The sequence below is a fragment of the Streptomyces endocoffeicus genome (assembly GCF_016741935.1).
In the GTDB taxonomy this organism is placed as follows: Bacteria; Actinomycetota; Actinomycetes; order Streptomycetales; family Streptomycetaceae; genus Streptomyces; species Streptomyces endocoffeicus.
On record NZ_JAERRG010000034.1, the window covers coordinates 15,890 to 32,193 of the forward strand.

The following is a 16,304-nucleotide window of genomic DNA, read 5'->3' on the forward strand; positions in this document are numbered from 1 at the left end:
GGCCGGCTAAAGGTCGAGGCCTCCCGATGATGAAGGTCCTACACGCCTCATCCAGAAGACCTCGAATTGTCCGGCCCTACTTTCGCCCGCCCTGACCTGACCACGTTCTGCCGCCTGGACGAACTCGGGCTGGTCGTGACCGGCCAGCGCCTTGACCCTGGCCGTGCGGTACTGGCTTGCAAGGGCGTCGAGCCGGACGACTGGTGCCGCCGCTGCGGCAGCCAAGGCGTACCGCGCGACTCGGCGACCCGACGGCTTGCGCACGAGCCGTTCGGTTGGCGACCGACGACGCTGCTGCTCACGATCCGCCGCTACCGCTGCGCCGGCTGCGGGCACGTGTGGCGGCAGGACACCAGTCGCGCGGCCGAGCCGAGGGCGAAGCTGTTTCGTCGCGGGTTGCGGTGGGCACTGGAGGCGATCGTGGTGCAGCACCTGACCGTGGTCCGGATCGCCGAGGCGCTGGCGGTCGCGAGGAGCACCGCGAACGACGCCGTGTTGGCCGAGGGCAAGCGGGTGCTGATCAACGACCCGGCCCGGTTCGACGGCGTGAAGGTCATGGGGATCGATGAGCACGTCTGGCGGCACACCCGCAAGGGCGACAAGTACGTGACCGTCATCATCGACCTGACCGCGATCCGTGACGACACAGGCCCTTCTCGGTTGTTGGACATGATCGACGGCCGGTCCAAGCAGGCGTTCAAGACCTGGCTGGCCGACCTCGACCCGGCGTTCCGGGACGCGGTCGAGGTGGTCGCGAAGCACGGCTTCACCGGCTTCAAGACCGCCACCACCGAGGAACTACCACACGCGGTCGCGATCATGGACCCGTTCCACGTCGTCCGCCTCGCCGGCGACGCACTGGACCGCTGCCGACGCCGGATCCAGCTCGCCACCTGCGGACACCGCGGCCGAGCCAGCGATCCGCTCTACAAGTCCCGACGCACGCTGCACACCGGCGCCGACCCGCTCACCGACAAACAGAAGACCCGCCTCGAGGAGCTGTTCGCCAACGAGGACCACCTGCGGGTCGAAGCCACCTGGGGCATCTACCAGCGGATGATCACCGCCTACCGCGAACCCGACCGCAGCGCCGGCCGCAAGCTTATGCAGCAACTGATCACCTCGCTCAGCAGCGGTGTTCCTCGCGCGCTGACCGGGCTGGTCACGCTCGGCCGGACATTCAAAAAAGCGGGCCGCCGACGTGCTCGCCCACTTCGACCGACCCGGCACGTCCAACGGTCCGACGGAGGCGATCAACGGACGGCTGGAACACCTACGCGGCTCGGCGCTCGGCTTCCGGAATCTGACCAACTGCATCGCCAGATCGCTGCTGGAGACCGGCGAGTTCAGACCGCGACTACACCCTCGAATGGGATGAGCCCCTTGAGGCCTCGGCCGCCCTGCCCGGCGCCGTGCACGACTCAAGGCCGCCCGAACCCACGGCATCATCGACGCCCTCACCGAGGCGGGCCCGGCCTGCTGGGCGGACAAATTGAGGTTGGCAAAGGCTCAATGAAGGACATCCAGGGCCATACAGCCTGCGGAGTGATCGCCGGTTACCGCCCGGCGAGGTCCTTCTCCTCCAGGATCTTCCGGTCGAGCAGGACCCGTCTGATCCGCTCACTGATGTTGAGGCCAAGACGATTGTCGAGCGTCTCGTACGTTTCGAGGAGGTAGAGTCCCTCGTCGCGAGATTCCACCAGAAACTCAACCCCCGGAAGCATGATGGCCCTCACGCCTTTGGTAAGGCGTGCTGCACCCCCAGCGCCTTTGGTCGATTCAATGAAGCCCGAGTGATACGCGTGCGCTCCTGAGCTCGCGCGTTGGCGTCAGGAACGTAGGGTGCGCAGGCCGGTGCGGATTTCGCTGACCAGGATCTCGGGCTGTTCCAAGGCCGCGAAGTGCCCGCCCTTGTCGGCCTCGCCGTAGTGGATCAGATTGCTGTAGGCGTCTTCGATCCAGCTTCGTGGCAGGCGTGGGATGTCCCTCGGGAAGACGGTCACCGCGACCGGAAGCGTCAGCTTCGGGCCGGCGAGAGTAGCCGATTTGTTCTCCCAGTAGATGCGGCCGGACGACGCCGCGCTGTTGGTGAACCAGTAGAGGGATATCGCGTCGAGCATGTCGTCCATGCTGAGGGCGTCCTCGGCGAGCCCGTGGTTGTCGGTCTTGGACTGGAACTTCTCGTAGATCCAGGCTGCCTGACCAGCGGGTGAGTCCGCCAGGGCGAATCCGACAGTCTCCGGCTTCGTGCGCTGAAGGTGGTTCGACCCACCGAGATCGCCGGTGTAGAGGGCGAGGGTACCCACGGCGTAGCGCTGTTCGGGCGACAAGGTGTCGGGTATCTGTGCGGGAAAGGCGTACTGGGTGTTCAGATGAATTCCGAGAAGCCCCTCAGGTTGCATTGCCCCGAGGGCAGTGGTGACGACGGCACCCCAATCGCCGCCTTGCGCGGCCCATCTCGGGTAGCCGAGACGCTTCATCAGCTCCACCCACGCGCTTGCGATGCGCGATACAGTCCACCCAGTCTCCGTGGGCTTCTGGGAGAACCCGAACCCGGGGAGCGACGGGACGACGACGTCGAATGAATCGGCGGCGTCTCCTCCGAACGAAACCGGATCGGTCAGCGGGCCGATCAGCTTCAGGAACTCGACGATCGAGCCCGGCCATCCGTGCGTGAGTATCAGCGGTATCGCGTTGGGATTCTTGGACCTGACGTGGATGAAATGGATGTCCAGCCCATCAATCTCGGTCAGGAATTGAGGGAAGCGATTGAGCTCGGACTCGAAGCGCCGCCAGTCGTAGCCGCGCTCCCAGTAGTCGATCAGAGATCTGGCGTTCTCTACGCGAACCCCTTGCGACCAGTCGCCCACCGTTTCCGGATCCGGCCATCGAGTCCTGGCCAGTCGCTGCTTCACGTCGTCGATCTCCGAATCCGGGATCGAGACGGTGAACGGGCGGACGAGGGCCGAGGTCGGCGGCGTCGGTGCGGTCATTGCCTTCTTCTCCTGGGCTTCGAAGGACAGCGCAACTCTCCGTTGCACACCAGTGTGCAATCTACTTCACTGCACACTGGTGTGCAACAATGGTGTCGTGCCCACCGAGTCCTCCCGTGTGCGCTCGATGAACGAGACACGCGATCGCATCCTCGACGTCGCCCTCGACATGCTGGGAGAGAACCCCGACGTCGGCATGGGCGACATCGCCTCCGCTGCCGGCGTCGTCCGTCGCACCGTCTATGGCCATTTCCCCTCGCGCCTCGACCTGGTTCGGACTCTCACCGAACGGGCCGTCACCGAGATGACAGCCGTGCTCACCGAAATCAACGCCTCCGGCGCAGGAGCGGACGCGGCGTGGGCCGAATTCGTCGCCCGCCTCTGGCCGGTGGCGCACCGGTACCGAGTGCTGTTGGCGCTGCGCCGTGGCGAGTACGGCGAGGCGATCCACGGCCTGCTCGGGCCAGCCGACGAGCTCCTCGCCGACCTCGTGAAACAGGGCCAGGACAGCGACGTGTTCGCACAGCACCTGCCGGCGGGCATTCTGAGCCAGGTTGCCTACGGCGTCGTGTTCGCCATCGCGGACAGCGACCTGTCGAACGGGACCCTCGGCGCCCGAGCAGCGACGATCACGAGCCTGCTGATGCTGGGAGTTCCCGAGACGCGCGCAATCGCTCTCGTGGGCGACCAGCCCTGACCCGCAGCACTCGAGCGGAGCCGCGGATCGTCCTGCTCCGGACACGGTATCGACACCGCACCCCGCCAAGAATCCGGTGAGAACCGTGTGATCGCGGTTCAGGCTCGACGTTGTGCCTCGACGAGGCGATCGCCATACAGGAGCGTGCCTGCCTGCTTGACATGTCGCAGCACAGGTGAGACTTCCATGCTCTGCAGGCCGGTCAGGGACCCCATGCGGTCCGTGGTGAACTCGAACAGTTCGTCAAGGTCGCGGCAGTGCGCGACGGCATGGATGTTGTAGGTGCCGGACACGGCCGCAGCAAAGGCGATCTCGGGTTCCTGCGCAAGTGTGCGTCCGACGCTCTTAACGGCCGACGGATGTACGCGCAGCCACAGGTTCGCCCGCGTGTGATAGCCCAGTGCGGCTGCGGCGATCTCGACGTCGAGGTGCACGACGCGACGCTCCAGCAGAGCCTGAAGGCGACGTGATACCCGACCTGGAGTGGAGTCCGCCGCCGCGGCGAGGTCGACGAGACTGGCGCGACCGTCTGCGGCGAGAGAGCCGAGGATTTTCTCGTCCTCTGCGGTGAGGCGCACGGGATCGCGGGCGACGACCGGGGCTTCAGTGAAAGGCGGACCTTCACTGCCCAGCATGGCTTCCTGCTCCGGAGACAGGACGCCGTGCAGCGCGGCCCAGTAGTGGCCGCGGCCTCCCATGAACTGACGGAGCATCGCGAAGGCGTTGACGTCGAGTACGGCCGCGGTACGCGGAAGCCGCTTTCCGAGCAGGTCTTCGCGCTGCTCACGGGTCCGTGACTGAGTCGCGCAGGTGATTTCGCAGCCGGCCGCGCTCAAGGCGACCCAGTTGACATCGTCACGCTTGGCGAGTGCGTCGGCGATCGCCGAGACGCTGCCGGGGCGGCAGCGCAGTCGCACCAGCCACCTGCTCTGCCCCAGCGCGCCTGGATTCACCATGCCTGCGACGCGGAGCCCGACCACCTGGCGCCCCTGCATGAACGCCTCGCCCACCGCCAACTCGACCTGCTCTTCGTCAACGCCGGCACCACGAACAACGAGCAGACCCCGATCGGGGCGGTTCCGACATCGGACTTCGTCCAGGTGATGATCACCAACGCCCTCAGTCCCATGCGCGTGATCGAAGCGCTCGAAGACCTCGTATCCCCCACCGGACTGATCGGCGCGATGTCGTCCGGGCAGGGCAGCATCACGAACAACACGACCGCTGGCCGCGAGGTCTACCGCGGCAGCAAAGCGGCCCTGAACATGTTCATGCGCAGCTTCGCGACCCGGCAGTCCGAGACGCAGCGCACCTTCGCCCTCCTGGCACCAGGCTGGATCCGCACCGCCCTGGGTGGGCCGGACGCACCGTTCACCGTCGAGGAAAGCGTCCCCCTGCTCGTGGACGTCCTGCTGTCCAGGCTAGGCATACCCGGTCTGGCATATCTGGACCGATCAGGTCAGACCGTGCCCTGGTGAACCAACCGATCACCACGCCGGGCGGCCTGACGAGAACGCCTCAGTCGGCGCTGCACGCCGGATCCGTCCAGGCGTCACCCGATGCCACCTGATATGGCCGCCCCCGCAGAACACACAAACGAAGAGGCCATGCCGCTCATCGCGATCGAAGAACACTGGATCATGCCCGACGTGACATCCGCGCTGCGCGCCGCGCCACTCAGCGACGAAAGTCTCGCCTTCAACGAGATGGGCGACAACCAGCAACGCCTGGAAGACCTGGCGGCCGGCCGCACCGCGGCCATGGACGCTCAAGGGGTCGACCTGTCCGTCCTCGCCCTCACCCCACCCGGAACCCATCCGCTGTCGCCCGAGAAGGCCCTGAGGCTGAGCCGCGCCGCGAACGATGTGGCCGCCGAAGCCGTCTCCCGCAACCCGACCCGGTTTCGGTCACTGTCCAGTCAGTGCGCGCATGGCTGGCTGGCCGCGCATGAACCTGGCTCCACTCATCAGGACCCAGTTGGAATCGATCATCTAGGGAACCGGGAGGCGCTCTACGGGCGGATCGCCGAGATCAGTCCGCCGGGCCGTTCCTCGCGCTGCGGAGGGGTGCTGATCGGGCGGCCGTAGGCGGCAGCGCGCTCGCGCAGGGTGTGGCTGGCGGCCTCCCAGCCGTGCCCGGCCAGCCAGCCCACCGGATCGTCGGGCATCTCCGAGACCCACATGGACGCCGCCGATCCCGGCACGGCGTCCGCGCCGAAGCGCTCGATCACGCCGCGCGAGCCCAATGTCAGCCCCATCCAACTGCCTGCCGCCGACTCCGCGCTGATCCGGGCCAGCAGCAGCTCCACCGCGTCCTCGGGCAGATAGATCAGCAGTCCTTCGGCGATCCACGCGGTCGGCACGGCCGGGTCGTGCCCTGCGGCGGCCAGCGCAGCTGGCCAGTCCTCACTCAGATCCACCGTGACGGGGATCCGCTCGCAGCGTGCGACGGCCCGCTCCTGGCGCAGCACCGAAGCCTTGAAGTCCAGTGGCGCGGCGGTGTCGACCTCGAACAGTCGGGTGCCCTCGGGCCAGTCGATCCGGAAGGCCCGGCTGTCCATGCCGGCGCCGAGCAGCACGACCTGCCGGACCCCGGACTCAGAGGCCTGCTGCAACAGGTCGTCGAGGAACTTCGTCCTGATGACAATGGAGAACGACACGGCCAGCCGGCGGCGGCGCGCGGCCTCGTCATCGGGCAGCGGCGGCGAGGAGGGCCACAGGCCGCCGGCGGTGGCGAAGGCCCGTGCCAGTGGGTCGCGGAACAGCGCGTTCTCCCGCTCGGTCTCCAGCGCCCGCACCCTGGCCACCCCCACCGCCGTGGCCCACACTCCCGACGGCTGCACCCGCTCCTGCTCATCAGTCACCACGCCAGCCTAGATGATTGATTTCAAGGGGACTGATGAGTGGAGCCAGGTTCATGCGCGGCCAGCCAGTCATGCGCGCACTGACCGACTACGACCACCAAAACCACCATTAGGCGAAGATCAACAGTCACCCTGTGTACGCGACCACACAAAGTGGACCAGAGCCCCACTTCGGGAAGCTCTGCGGTCAGCGGCTGTTCGATTTCTGTGACGCCGATCGACAGTTGGCCATCGCACCGCTTCGACTGCCCAAGGCAGGCCCAAACGCCTGTCGGAGCCAACCGCTCGTCTGAGTTCGGTGACCCGCGTCACATTCTGCTCCTGTCAGCAATCGGGGTGCCGTCTCGTTCAAGGGGCACGCGAACGAGACAGGAGCATCGCCATGAAGTACCGCATCGTCGTACTCGGCGCCGGATACGCCGGGTCCTTCGCCGCCGGAAACCTGGCCCGTCGGCTCTCCCCCGCCGACACCGAGATCACCGTCGTCAACGCCGTGCCCGACTTCGTTGAGCGGATGCGGCTCCACCAGCTCGCGATCGGCCAGGACCTCGCGTTCCGCAAGCTCACCGACGTATTCGCGGGCACTGGGGTGCGGCTGCGCCTGGCGCGCGTCACCGGCGTCGACCCCGAGCGCAGGACCGTCGCCGTGACCGGCGAGCACGGCGACGGCGAGCTCACGCATGACACTCTTCTCCACGCGCTCGGCAGCTCGGTCGCCCACCATGGCGTGCCCGGCGTGGCCGAGTACACCTTCGATGTGACCGGCCGCGGCTCGTCGGCCAGCCTTTCACCGGCGACGGTGACGCGGCTGACCGCGCAGCGGCAGACCGACCACACGGCGTTTATGGACCGTGACCTGTCCGCCGGCGACTGCGTGTACGTCTGGGCTGACGGGGTTCACCTGCGGATACGCCTTCAGGAGACGAAGGCCGCAGTCCTGGTGCTGATGGGAGTGAGGGCCGACGGCACGAAAGAACCAATCGCGATGGCAGATGGCTACCGCGAGTCGTCCGAGGCGTGGGCGGGACTGCTGCGGGACTGCGCCCGCCGGGGCATGCGGGCTCCGGTCCTGGCCGTCGGCGACGGCGCACTCGGCTTTTGGAACGCACTGAGCGAAGTGTTTCCCGACACCCGTCATCAAAGGTGCTGGGTGCACAAGACGGCCAACGTTTGGGACGCGCTTCCCAAGTCAGCCCAGCCCGCGACCAAGCGGGCCATCCAGGAGATCTACAACGCCGAGGACAAGGAGCGCGCGGCCAAGGCGGTCCGCGACTTCGAGCGGGCCCCTACGGGGCGAAAAGCCCCAGGGTCGTCAAGCGGATCACGAACGACGAGGACGATCTCCTGGCATTCTTCGACTACCCTGCCGAGCACTGGATCCACCTACGGACCACCAACCCGATCCGGCGCCTCGCCCAAGCCGTGACCCGGCTGCGCGTCGGCAACGGTGCCGACCACTCCACCCACGTGGGTCCGCTGGTGACCGAGGCCCAGCGCAGGCGCGTCCAGGACTACATCGACCTCGGGATCGCCGAAGGCGCCACGCTCGCCGCCCAGGCCGACCTGCCCACCGACCCGGCACTCGCCGGCGGCTACTACGTGCGTCCCACCCTGTTCGCGGACGTAATGCGCGACATGCGCATCGCCAGCGAAGAGATCGGCCCCGTCGTGGCCCTCATCCCCTTCGACGACGAGGACGAAGCGGTCAGCATCGCCAACGCCACCGACTTCGGACTCGTCGCCGGCGTCTTCACCCGCGACTCCGAGCGCGCCCTGGGCGTCAGCCGCAGGATCACCGCCGGGATGGTCTTCGTCAACAACTACAACCGTGCATTCACCGGAACGCCCTTCGGCGGCGTCGGCCACAGTGGCTACGGCCGTGAGCACGCCCTGGAGACACTCCACGAGTTCGGCTACAGCAAGAGCCTGCGCCTGAACTCCGGGCTGAGCGAGGTGGCCCGCTGGAGTCCGTCCACCGAAGTCTTCGACACCTCTCCGACCGGGGGAGAGCAATGACAGAGAGAGCCTCCGCCAACTTGAAGGCACAGGTCAAAGGGTTGGCGTGACGGTCTCCCGAGGTTCTCACGCTGGTCGGAGGCGGCAGTCTCCGGAGTAGATCGTCTGTCAGCGGTTGACTTCAAGATTCGTCAGGACGAGCAGTGCGCGCAGGAGGTGGGTGGCGCGGGTGGTCTCCGTGCTCACTCGCAAGTCCAGTGCGTCGCGCAGTAGTTCCGGTCAGGAACCCGAGCTGCCGCAGCATCGTCATCCTTCCGCCATCCCGACGGCGGCATCTGCCTCGGCGACGCTCTCCCAGCCCTTCTGCTTGAGTACAAACGCGGCGACGAGGGCGGCGACCACCAAGAAGGCGGCGGAGATGTGGAACGCCGTCTGGACCACACGGTCACCGGGCCCGACGGCGGCTACCGTCTCGACGTGCCGGGCCCCGCCTCGTACGTCCTGATCACCTCGGCCGGAGGTTCCGCCGACGCCAGTAGCGGCAGCGGTTCTCCTGTCCGGGACCGGTCTCGATGTTCTGCCCGTTCTGTTCTTCAGGGCCGGTGACCCGGCACCGCCGGTCTCAGGACCAGGCGATCTCGCCATGGCGGTCGATGAAGCGTCCGGTGCCGGCACCGGGCCCCTCGGTGGCGAGGGCGACGATCGCGTCCGTGCCCTCGGTGACGGTCTGGGAGCCGCTGTGACCGTTTATGTCGGTCGCGGTGTAGCCGGGGTCGGCGGCGTTGACGCGAATGCCCTCGAGCCCTTTGGCGTACTGCGTGGTCAACATCGTCAGCGCCGCCTTCGAGGAGGCGTACAGCGGCACGACGACGCGCGACTCGGACCGGCCGGGGTCGTGGGTGAAGGCGAGGGAGCCCATGCCGCTGCTGACGTTGATGATCACGGGGTCGTCCGAACGGCGCAGCAGCGGCAGGAACGCGGTGGTGGTGCGGACCACGCCGATGACGTTGACGTCGAGGACGGCGCGGGCGTCGGCGGCGGTGAGGTCGCCGGGATCACCGAAGGGACCCTGGACCCCCGCGTTGTTGATCAGGACATCGATCCTGCCCTCGTGCTCGGCGACGTCCGCGGCGGCGGCGGCCACGGACGCGTCGTCGGTCACGTCGACGGGGACGAAGCGTGCGCCCAGCGCGGCGGCTGCCTCCTCACCCCGCTCACGGTCGCGGGCTCCCAGGAGAACGGTGTGACCGCACGCGATGAGGCGGCGGGCGGTCTCGCGGCCGATGCCCTTGTTGGCTCCGGTGATGAAAGTGATCGTCATGCCTTCGATAGTCGCCTTGACGAGGGAGCCGGACCAGGGACACTTCGACGGTGGGAAGACCAGTACCACCCTCGCGCCCCCGCATGTGATCGGGGACGCGGGAGGATGGAGAGCATGACGACGACACCCCCCGGAGCTGGACTGGGCGCGATGATCCGCACGTGGCGGAACCGGCTGCCCCCGTCAGCCGCTGGGCTGCCGGTCGTCCGCAAGCGCCGGGCTGTCGGGCTGCGGCGCGAGGAACTGGCCGACCTGGCCGGAGTGTCGGTCGACTACGTCGTGCGCCTGGAGCAGGGGCGGGCCACGACACCCTCGGCGTCGGTGGTGGCGTCCCTGGCGCGCGCTCTCCAACTGTCCACCGCCGAGCGGGACCACCTCTACCGGCTGGCCCAGATCGTGCCGCCGGCGGACGGCACGATCTGCGACCATCTCCCGCCCGGTATGCAACGGGTACTCGTCCGCCTCGGAGACGTACCGGTGGCCGTGTTCGCGGCGGACTGGCAACTGGTGTGGTGGAACCACGGGTGGGCCGCCCTGCTGGGAGACCCCTTGGCCTCGCCGCCGCGGATGCGCAACTTCGCCCGCGACAGGTTCCCGGTGGACGTCGATCACACCCCCCTCGCGCTGTGGCCGGTCACCGAGACGGACCCCGACACCGCCGACGCCGCCCTCGTCTCCGATCTGCGCCGCGCCACCGGCCGCTTCCCCCGGGACAGCCGCCTGGCCGCGCTGGTCCGCGACCTGAACGCAGGCAACGAGAGGTTCGCCGAGCTGTGGGCGACGGGAGAGGTGACCGCGAACCGCGAGGTCCACAAGAGGGTCGATCACCCGTCGGTGGGCCCGGTCACGGTGGACTGCGATGTCCTGACCGACGGCGACACGGAGCTCAAGATTGTCATCATGACCGCCGCGCCGGGCAGTGAGGACGAGACCAAACTCCAGCTCACCACCGTCGTCGGCCCACCGGCCGGCACGCGCAACTGACCCGCCCCGCCCATCAGCCCACCGACGGCTCACGGTTTTCGTGACGCACCAAACCGTTGCACACGCACCGACGGGTGATCAGGACGGCCCACTGGCGGACTGCCCGGACAGCGCCCTCGTTCCGCCTGGCCACGAACCGCGGTGCCCTGTTGACATCACCCTCGCCGCGCTGGGTGGTCGGTGGACGCCGCTGGTAGTCCGCGAGTTTGGACCGCGTCAACATGGGTACCGCCGCCCTGACCATGAACACCGACCTCGGGCTGAGCGGCGCCGCCTTCGGTTTCGCCACCGGCATCTACTCCGCCGGCTACATCGCCCTCCAGATACCCAGCAACCTGGCCCTGCACCGGTTCGGCCCCCGCCGCTGGCTGACCCTGCTTATGATGTGCTGGGGCGTCATCGCCACCTGCAACGGCTTCGTCCAGGGCGAGGGCTCCCTGATCACCGCGAGGATCCTCCTGGGGGCCGCCGAATCCGGCTTCCTGCCGGGCATGCTCCTCTACCTCACCTTCTGGTTCGCCCCGTCCCGGCGCGGCATGATCAGTGTCCTGGCCAGCCTGCCGCTCTACGGCATCATCGGCACCCCACTGTCCGCGATCACCGACTCCCCGGCGCAGGCCCATTGGCTGACCGACGAGGAACGTTCCGCCGTCCAGGACGCTGTGGGCACCGCCCCACCACCTCCCGTCGGCCCCGCATCCGGCTGACCGACTTCACCGAACGCCTCCGCGACGCACGGCTGCTCACCTTCGCGGTGGCTGTCGGACTGCTCTGGGTGAGATTCGCGGCCCTGACCGCCTTCCTGCCTCTCATCATCGCCGGGTTCGCCACCCGCTACCACACCCACCTCAGCCTGGTGCAGACCGGGCTGCTCGCCTCCGTCGTCTACGTGCCCGCCGTGGCCGTCGCCCTGCTGTGTGGGCCCGCAGTTCCGACCGCCGTGGCGAACGGGTCCTGCACTCCGCGGCCGGCGCCCTGCTCTCCGCTCTCGGCACCGTGATCGCCATCAACGGCGACGGCCTCACCGTCACCCTGATCGGCACCATCATGCTCGCCGCAGGCATCTACGCCAGCCTCAACCTGATGTGGCAACTGCCCATCGGACACCTGGTACCCGGCGCCGCAACCGCGGTCCACGTCGCCATCACCACCACCCTCGGCAACCTGGCCAGCTTCGCCAGTCCCTACGGAAGGTCTCTGATCCATGCTCACGATCGACCACATCTCACTCGGCACCCAGAACCTCTACGAGGGCACTGAACGGCTCTGCCGCGAGACCGGGCTCGGACAGTACGAAGGCGGATGGTTCCCGGGCCTCGGCATCGCCAACCGCATCGTCCCCCTCGGTCCGGACCAGTACATCGAGGTCGAGAGCGTCATCGACGCGTACTCGCCGCAGCGCAACCCCGTCGACAAGTGGTTCTACGACCAGATAGCCGACGGCGACGTGTACATCGGCTGGTGCCTGCGGGTCGACACCCGCGAGGAACTCGAAGCCGTCGCCGCCCGGCGCGGAACCGAGATCTTCGAGACCGGCATCCGCAAGCGGACCGACGGCACCATGACGGCGCCCGCACATACACCGGACACCGTCTACTGCTGGCAACGCGGCCTGCCCAACGTCTTCCACGTCCCCGACATGGCGACACACGCCGCCCGCCAGCCCTGCGAGCAGCCGACAGCTCCCAGGGGGATCACCTGGATGGAAGTGGGCGGGAAAGAAGAGGACATGGTGCACTGGGTGGGCGACGAGGCCAGGAACCTGCCACTCGCCTACAACGGCGAACGCCCTGGCCTGTACGCCGTCGCGATCGGCACCCCCCAGGGGGAGATCGTGATCCGGCGGCCCGCGGTCACGCCCTGGTCCGAACCCGCACCGGCGGTGTGAAAGCCAAGCGCCGATCCAGTGATTGTGCTATGGGGCTGTAACAGGCGCTGACTGGATGGTCGTGCGCGTCAAGGTCGTTGCTGCCGCCGGTGATCGCGTCATTTCCCGCAGCACGTTGAGAAGGAGAGGCATGAGCGAGGTATTCCCTGGTGACGGCGACGTGAAAGTGATTTTCGCGGCCGCCTTTCTGAAGGGCGGTCCGGGCCAGTCGGTGGGATCCCCGACCGGGTCGACGCCGAACTGCGACGCCCCCGCGACGCCCGGGCGCATCAAGTACCGCACATACGGCTGGCGGCAATCGGCGATGTGGCTGTTCTCACGGGCGCGGCCCAACTACGCCCAGGCGCCGGTCGTCTGGGCGGAACTCGAAACGATCGCGCAGGCCAAGCAGTGTGGTCGCCACGATCCCGGTACCGACGACCTGCTGCTGGCCGTCCTGGCCGCCTATGAGGTTGCCCAGCAGTACCCGCACCTGGCACGTCCGCCGGGCGACGGTTACAACGGCGGACGGCTGCTCGCCGAGGCCGACGTCCGCTACCACGACGCACACCACCTTGCCCAGCTCACTGACCTCGGACTCGACCCACATCACCTGCGCTGGTACGTGCCCACGCTGCCCGACGACACCGCAGCGATGCTGCGCAGCGTGTTCCCCGGGCCAGACAACCGTGCCACTCGCCTACTGACCACAGTCAGCGTCGATGTGAGCCAGCTGCGCGGGGATTGAATTGGCTGATCTGTGCAGAGCTTGAATTGGCCTTCTCCTACGGCTACTTCGAAGTGGTACGCAACCTCGCCGCCACTCTGGACTGCGGCATCACCACCGTGCTCGACGCCGGCGGTGCCGACCTCGGCGTCCGCCAAGCCGTGGAGGACGGGCTGATCGAGGGCCTGGCTGCGCATCGCGATCACGATCCTCAGTCAGACCGGCGGGCGCAACGACGGGTGGTCGCCTTCCGGGACCTACGTCGCGTCCTTCGCCGCTCCCCGGGTCGGCCGGAGGGTGTTGTGGACGGTCCGGAGGAGATGCGCAAACGGGCCCGCGAGGTCATCCGGGCCGGAGCCGACGTGCTCAGGGTCTGCACCGCCGGCGGGGTTCTCTCGCCCCGCGACACCGCACGCCACGCGCACTTCCGCCCCGGCCGCGGCGCTTCTGGCGGTGACCGGTGGCGCGGCCTCAGGGCCGGGGCCTGGGGGCACCCCTTGGGGCTGCGGTTCGGTCACCGAGCCCGCCACCATGGAGCCAACCGCCGGCGGTCCCAGTGCTGCTCGGGGATCGAGCCGTCGTCCGCCGATGCGTGAAGCGCAGTTCCTTGCGCCGGAGCCCTACCAATGGACGGTCGACGGGACGCTGGACTACATGGATCGCGCGGGTGTCGCGATGCAGTTGTTGAGCAACATCCCCAAGACCCCGGACGCCCTTCGGGCGTCCAACGACTACGGAGCGTCGGTCGTGGCGGACCATCCGGCGAGGTTCGGTCTGCTCGCGGCCCTGCCCACCGACGACCCTGCCGTCGCCCTCGCCGAAATCGAGCGAGCCTCCAGCGAACTACACGCGGACGGGTTCGCGGTGACCTGCCACTACAACGGGGTCTACCTGGGCGATGCGAGTCTGGAACCGGTCTGGGCCGAACTCGATCGCCGAGGTGCGACCGTGTTCGCCCACCCGGACGCCTACGCCCCGGCGTCCATGGGGCGGCCCAGCCCCTTGCTGGAAGTCGCCTTCGAAACCGCCCGTACGGTCATCGACATGCTCTACGCGGGCATCTTCCGCAGGTTCCCGAACATGCGGCTGATCGTCGCGCACTGCGGCGGTGCGCTGCCTGCCTTGTCCGGCCGCCTGCATCTGCTGGGCACCGAGGCATGGGTGCCGAACCCGAACGGACTCACCCAGAGCGAGATACGGGACCACCTCGCCCGGCTGTATCTGGACACCGCCGCCACCGGCACCATCCACACCCTCGCACCAGCCCTGGCCATGACATCACCCGAGCACATCGTGTACGGCTCGGACTCCGGCGTTCCTTGCAGCACGGAGCACACACTGGAAACCAACCGGCACGCCGTGGTGGACTTCACCGGGCTACCCCGTGATCAACTCGAAGCCATCGGCCGCAATGCGCTGCCTTTGTTCCCGCGAGCCGCAGCCCGAGTCGGCCGACAGGTCACGACGGCCTGAAGATCGCTGCCTTGGAGACCCGAGCCCATGCACTGCCGGCCGCCGCAGTGCCGGCTCTGCTGCGCGCGGGGTGAGCCGGGGCGGGGCAGGCTGGTGGCCAGGAACCAGGTGGAGTTCTCGGACAGTGTGGCCGGGTCAGTGGTGGCCACGAACAGCCCAGGGTCTTCCGACGGCGGGCGGCCATCATCTGGGCCCAGGCGGGCTTGAGGGCCTGCCCCCGGACGGTCAGGTCTTTGAGGTGCCGAAATGTGGTGCACTTCGACACCGTCGTGCGACCCGCACATCTCGCAGGTGTCGGCGAGCAGGGGCAGTCCGCTTATGGCTCCGCCCGTGATCCGTCGGATGGAGCTCAGGGGTGCATGACGATCTTTCCCACGTGCCCCCTGCGGGAGAGTTCTTCCTGCGCCTGAGCAGCCTGGTTCAGTGGGAAAGTCGCGGCGATGACGGGCTGGACCTCGGCCCGACGGGCCAGGTCCATGAGCAGGTCGAAGTGTGTGGGCGTGTGCATCGCGGACCCGATGACCTGGGCGTTGTGCAGATAGAGACGGCGTACGTCAAAGGTCACGTCGTAGCCACCGAGTGCGCCGGCGATGACCCACCGGCCCCCTTCGCGCAGTAGCGGCAGCCCCTCACTCACCAGCTCGCCGGCCACGACGTCGAGTGCGACGTCGATGCCCTCCGGGGCGGCAGTGCGGATCTGCTCGGCGACGTCTCCTGCGCGATCGATGACTTCGTGCGCGCCTGCTTCGCGCACCGCATCGATCTTGGGTCCGCTGCTGATGGCGAGCACCCTTGCGCCGCGCGCACGGGCGATCTGCATCAGCGCGAGGCCGACGCCGCCGGACGCTCCCGAGACCAGGGCGGTTTCTCCCTTCTGCAGTCGGCCTCGCTCGATCATGCCCAGCGCCGTGCCGTACGCGGTCGGCAACGTCGCGAGCTGCTCGTCCGTGAGCGGGGATACCGTCACATCATGTACACGCTCCACCGGCGCTGTCACATACTCGGCGTATCCCCCGTCGCGTTCGCTCCCCATCAGGCCCACCGGGTGGGCGTCCGGCCCTTCGGTCTCGTAGATCGCGGGGTCGACGACCACTCGGCGTCCGACGAGGCCCCCCTCCACTCCGGTCCCGACGGCCACGACGCGGCCGGCCACGTCGGCGCCCTGGGTACGCGGGAAGTCGATCGGGCCGCGCCAGCCCGACATCGCCTTCGGGTCTCCTGGACGGCCGTAGGCGCCCTCCCGAGTCCACAGGTCGGTGTTGTTCAGGGCTACTGCACTGACCTGGACCAGCACCTCCCCTGCCTGAGGGGCGGGGACGGCGACCTCCGTCAACTCAAGGACCTCCGGTCCTCCGTGCCTGGTGATGCGCACCGCTCGCATGAAATCGGACACACCCATCGCTTGAACCTCCTCGCAGGTATA

The 16,304-nt window shown here is 68.0% G+C and carries 18 protein-coding genes and 5 pseudogenes; 16 read left to right on the plus strand and 7 right to left on the minus strand.

The window, feature by feature from the left end; all coding sequences use genetic code 11:
* Nucleotides 1-66: 66 nt before the first annotated feature.
* Nucleotides 67-1,378 (plus strand): annotated as a pseudogene (locus tag JK364_RS45850) (ISL3 family transposase).
* A 4-nt stretch (nt 1,379-1,382) separates the two neighbouring features.
* A pseudogene (locus tag JK364_RS45855) lies at nt 1,383-1,492 on the plus strand (IS5/IS1182 family transposase); the annotation flags it as partial.
* Between the two features lie 64 nt (nt 1,493-1,556).
* On the opposite strand, the gene JK364_RS45860 reads toward JK364_RS45855, so the two are convergent.
* Together JK364_RS45860 and JK364_RS45865 are read right to left on the minus strand one after the other, a co-directional pair.
* A complete protein-coding gene (locus tag JK364_RS45860; RefSeq protein WP_201857388.1) occupies nt 1,557-1,700 on the minus strand; it encodes a hypothetical protein in 144 nt (47 codons plus the stop codon).
* A gap of 129 nt (nt 1,701-1,829) precedes the next feature.
* A complete protein-coding gene (locus JK364_RS45865; protein WP_201857389.1) occupies nt 1,830-2,993 on the minus strand; it encodes an epoxide hydrolase family protein in 1,164 nt (387 codons plus the stop codon).
* Nucleotides 2,994-3,090: 97 nt separating this feature from the next.
* Here JK364_RS45865 and JK364_RS45870 point away from each other — a divergent pair, with 97 nt between their 5' ends.
* Nucleotides 3,091-3,690: a TetR/AcrR family transcriptional regulator gene (locus JK364_RS45870; protein WP_201857390.1), complete on the plus strand. Its 600-nt coding sequence runs from the start codon at nt 3,091-3,093 to the stop codon at nt 3,688-3,690.
* A 98-nt stretch (nt 3,691-3,788) separates the two neighbouring features.
* Here JK364_RS45870 and JK364_RS57290 read toward each other — a convergent pair whose 3' ends face one another.
* Nucleotides 3,789-4,700: an Lrp/AsnC family transcriptional regulator gene (locus tag JK364_RS57290; protein ID WP_307841603.1), complete on the minus strand. Its 912-nt coding sequence runs from the start codon at nt 4,698-4,700 to the stop codon at nt 3,789-3,791.
* Here JK364_RS57290 and JK364_RS45880 point away from each other — a divergent pair.
* Nucleotides 4,659-5,168, plus strand: a pseudogene (locus JK364_RS45880) (SDR family oxidoreductase); the annotation flags it as partial. The gene JK364_RS57290 and the pseudogene JK364_RS45880 sit on opposite strands and share 42 nt — an antisense overlap.
* Nucleotides 5,169-5,297: 129 nt before the next feature.
* The gene (locus JK364_RS45885) at nt 5,298-5,777 is read left to right on the plus strand and encodes an amidohydrolase family protein (protein WP_230993541.1); all 480 of its coding nucleotides are present in this window, start codon (nt 5,298-5,300) and stop codon (nt 5,775-5,777) included.
* On the opposite strand, the gene JK364_RS45890 is transcribed toward JK364_RS45885, so the two are convergent.
* Nucleotides 5,702-6,553 (minus strand): class I SAM-dependent methyltransferase, encoded by an 852-nt coding sequence (locus JK364_RS45890; protein ID WP_307841604.1) that lies wholly within the window; start codon nt 6,551-6,553, stop codon nt 5,702-5,704. The genes JK364_RS45885 and JK364_RS45890 overlap by 76 nt on opposite strands.
* Nucleotides 6,554-6,935: 382 nt before the next feature.
* Here JK364_RS45890 and JK364_RS58245 point away from each other — a divergent pair.
* From JK364_RS58245 to JK364_RS45905, 3 genes and pseudogenes are all read left to right on the plus strand, one after another.
* Nucleotides 6,936-7,253 (plus strand): annotated as a pseudogene (locus tag JK364_RS58245) (oxidoreductase); the annotation flags it as partial.
* Between the two features lie 69 nt (nt 7,254-7,322).
* A pseudogene (locus tag JK364_RS58250) lies at nt 7,323-7,990 on the plus strand (IS256 family transposase); the annotation flags it as partial.
* Nucleotides 7,976-8,569 (plus strand): aldehyde dehydrogenase family protein, encoded by a 594-nt coding sequence (locus JK364_RS45905; protein WP_201857442.1) that lies wholly within the window; start codon nt 7,976-7,978, stop codon nt 8,567-8,569. The pseudogene JK364_RS58250 and the gene JK364_RS45905, both read left to right, overlap by 15 nt.
* 246 nt (nt 8,570-8,815) lie before the next feature.
* On the opposite strand, the gene JK364_RS57295 is transcribed toward JK364_RS45905, so the two are convergent.
* Nucleotides 8,816-8,950, minus strand: coding sequence for a hypothetical protein (locus tag JK364_RS57295; RefSeq protein WP_269146395.1), 135 nt, complete (start codon nt 8,948-8,950; stop codon nt 8,816-8,818).
* Nucleotides 8,951-9,131: 181 nt separating this feature from the next.
* The gene (locus JK364_RS45910; protein ID WP_201857391.1) at nt 9,132-9,830 is read right to left on the minus strand and encodes an SDR family NAD(P)-dependent oxidoreductase; all 699 of its coding nucleotides are present in this window, start codon (nt 9,828-9,830) and stop codon (nt 9,132-9,134) included.
* A 105-nt stretch (nt 9,831-9,935) separates the two neighbouring features.
* Between JK364_RS45910 and JK364_RS45915 the strand changes: the two genes are divergently transcribed.
* From JK364_RS45915 to JK364_RS45940, 8 genes are all read left to right on the plus strand, one after another.
* Nucleotides 9,936-10,814 (plus strand): helix-turn-helix transcriptional regulator, encoded by an 879-nt coding sequence (locus tag JK364_RS45915; protein ID WP_067136177.1) that lies wholly within the window; start codon nt 9,936-9,938, stop codon nt 10,812-10,814.
* Nucleotides 10,815-11,035: 221 nt separating this feature from the next.
* Nucleotides 11,036-11,521, plus strand: a complete 486-nt coding sequence (locus JK364_RS56180; RefSeq protein WP_230993542.1) for an MFS transporter — start codon at nt 11,036-11,038, stop codon at nt 11,519-11,521.
* A gap of 68 nt (nt 11,522-11,589) precedes the next feature.
* Nucleotides 11,590-11,814: a hypothetical protein gene (locus JK364_RS56185; protein WP_230993543.1), complete on the plus strand. Its 225-nt coding sequence runs from the start codon at nt 11,590-11,592 to the stop codon at nt 11,812-11,814.
* The gene (locus tag JK364_RS56190) at nt 11,811-12,074 is read left to right on the plus strand and encodes a hypothetical protein (RefSeq protein WP_230993544.1); all 264 of its coding nucleotides are present in this window, start codon (nt 11,811-11,813) and stop codon (nt 12,072-12,074) included. Before JK364_RS56185 ends, JK364_RS56190 begins: the two co-directional genes overlap by 4 nt.
* Nucleotides 12,019-12,702, plus strand: a complete 684-nt coding sequence (locus JK364_RS45925) for a VOC family protein (RefSeq protein ID WP_201857392.1) — start codon at nt 12,019-12,021, stop codon at nt 12,700-12,702. The genes JK364_RS56190 and JK364_RS45925 overlap by 56 nt, the downstream gene beginning before the upstream one ends.
* Nucleotides 12,703-12,832: 130 nt before the next feature.
* Nucleotides 12,833-13,429, plus strand: coding sequence for a hypothetical protein (locus tag JK364_RS45930; protein WP_201857393.1), 597 nt, complete (start codon nt 12,833-12,835; stop codon nt 13,427-13,429).
* Between the two features lie 26 nt (nt 13,430-13,455).
* Entirely contained in the window at nt 13,456-14,004 is a 549-nt protein-coding gene (locus tag JK364_RS45935; RefSeq protein WP_201857394.1) for an amidohydrolase family protein, read from the plus strand.
* On the plus strand, nt 13,997-14,881 hold the full coding sequence (locus JK364_RS45940; RefSeq protein WP_230993545.1) for an amidohydrolase family protein: 885 nt from the start codon (nt 13,997-13,999) through the stop codon (nt 14,879-14,881). Before JK364_RS45935 ends, JK364_RS45940 begins: the two co-directional genes overlap by 8 nt.
* Nucleotides 14,882-15,230: 349 nt before the next feature.
* Here the strand turns inward: JK364_RS45940 and JK364_RS45945 are convergent, their stop codons facing one another.
* The gene (locus tag JK364_RS45945; protein ID WP_201857396.1) at nt 15,231-16,280 is read right to left on the minus strand and encodes a zinc-binding dehydrogenase; all 1,050 of its coding nucleotides are present in this window, start codon (nt 16,278-16,280) and stop codon (nt 15,231-15,233) included.
* Nucleotides 16,281-16,304: the final 24 nt, after the last annotated feature.

What these genes read in the sequence shown, in the direction of transcription:
- JK364_RS45885 (WP_230993541.1), top strand. Translation starts at nt 5,298, where the DNA reads ATGCCGCTCATCGCGATCGAAGAACACTGGATCATGCCCGACGTGACA.
- JK364_RS45910 (WP_201857391.1), bottom strand. Translation starts at nt 9,830, where the DNA reads ATGACGATCACTTTCATCACCGGAGCCAACAAGGGCATCGGCCGCGAG.
- JK364_RS45865 (WP_201857389.1), bottom strand. Translation starts at nt 2,993, where the DNA reads ATGACCGCACCGACGCCGCCGACCTCGGCCCTCGTCCGCCCGTTCACC.
- JK364_RS45945 (WP_201857396.1), bottom strand. Translation starts at nt 16,280, where the DNA reads ATGGGTGTGTCCGATTTCATGCGAGCGGTGCGCATCACCAGGCACGGA.
- JK364_RS56180 (WP_230993542.1), top strand. Translation starts at nt 11,036, where the DNA reads ATGGGTACCGCCGCCCTGACCATGAACACCGACCTCGGGCTGAGCGGC.
- JK364_RS45930 (WP_201857393.1), top strand. Translation starts at nt 12,833, where the DNA reads ATGAGCGAGGTATTCCCTGGTGACGGCGACGTGAAAGTGATTTTCGCG.
- JK364_RS45925 (WP_201857392.1), top strand. Translation starts at nt 12,019, where the DNA reads ATGCTCACGATCGACCACATCTCACTCGGCACCCAGAACCTCTACGAG.
- JK364_RS45915 (WP_067136177.1), top strand. Translation starts at nt 9,936, where the DNA reads ATGGAGAGCATGACGACGACACCCCCCGGAGCTGGACTGGGCGCGATG.
- JK364_RS45940 (WP_230993545.1), top strand. Translation starts at nt 13,997, where the DNA reads ATGCGTGAAGCGCAGTTCCTTGCGCCGGAGCCCTACCAATGGACGGTC.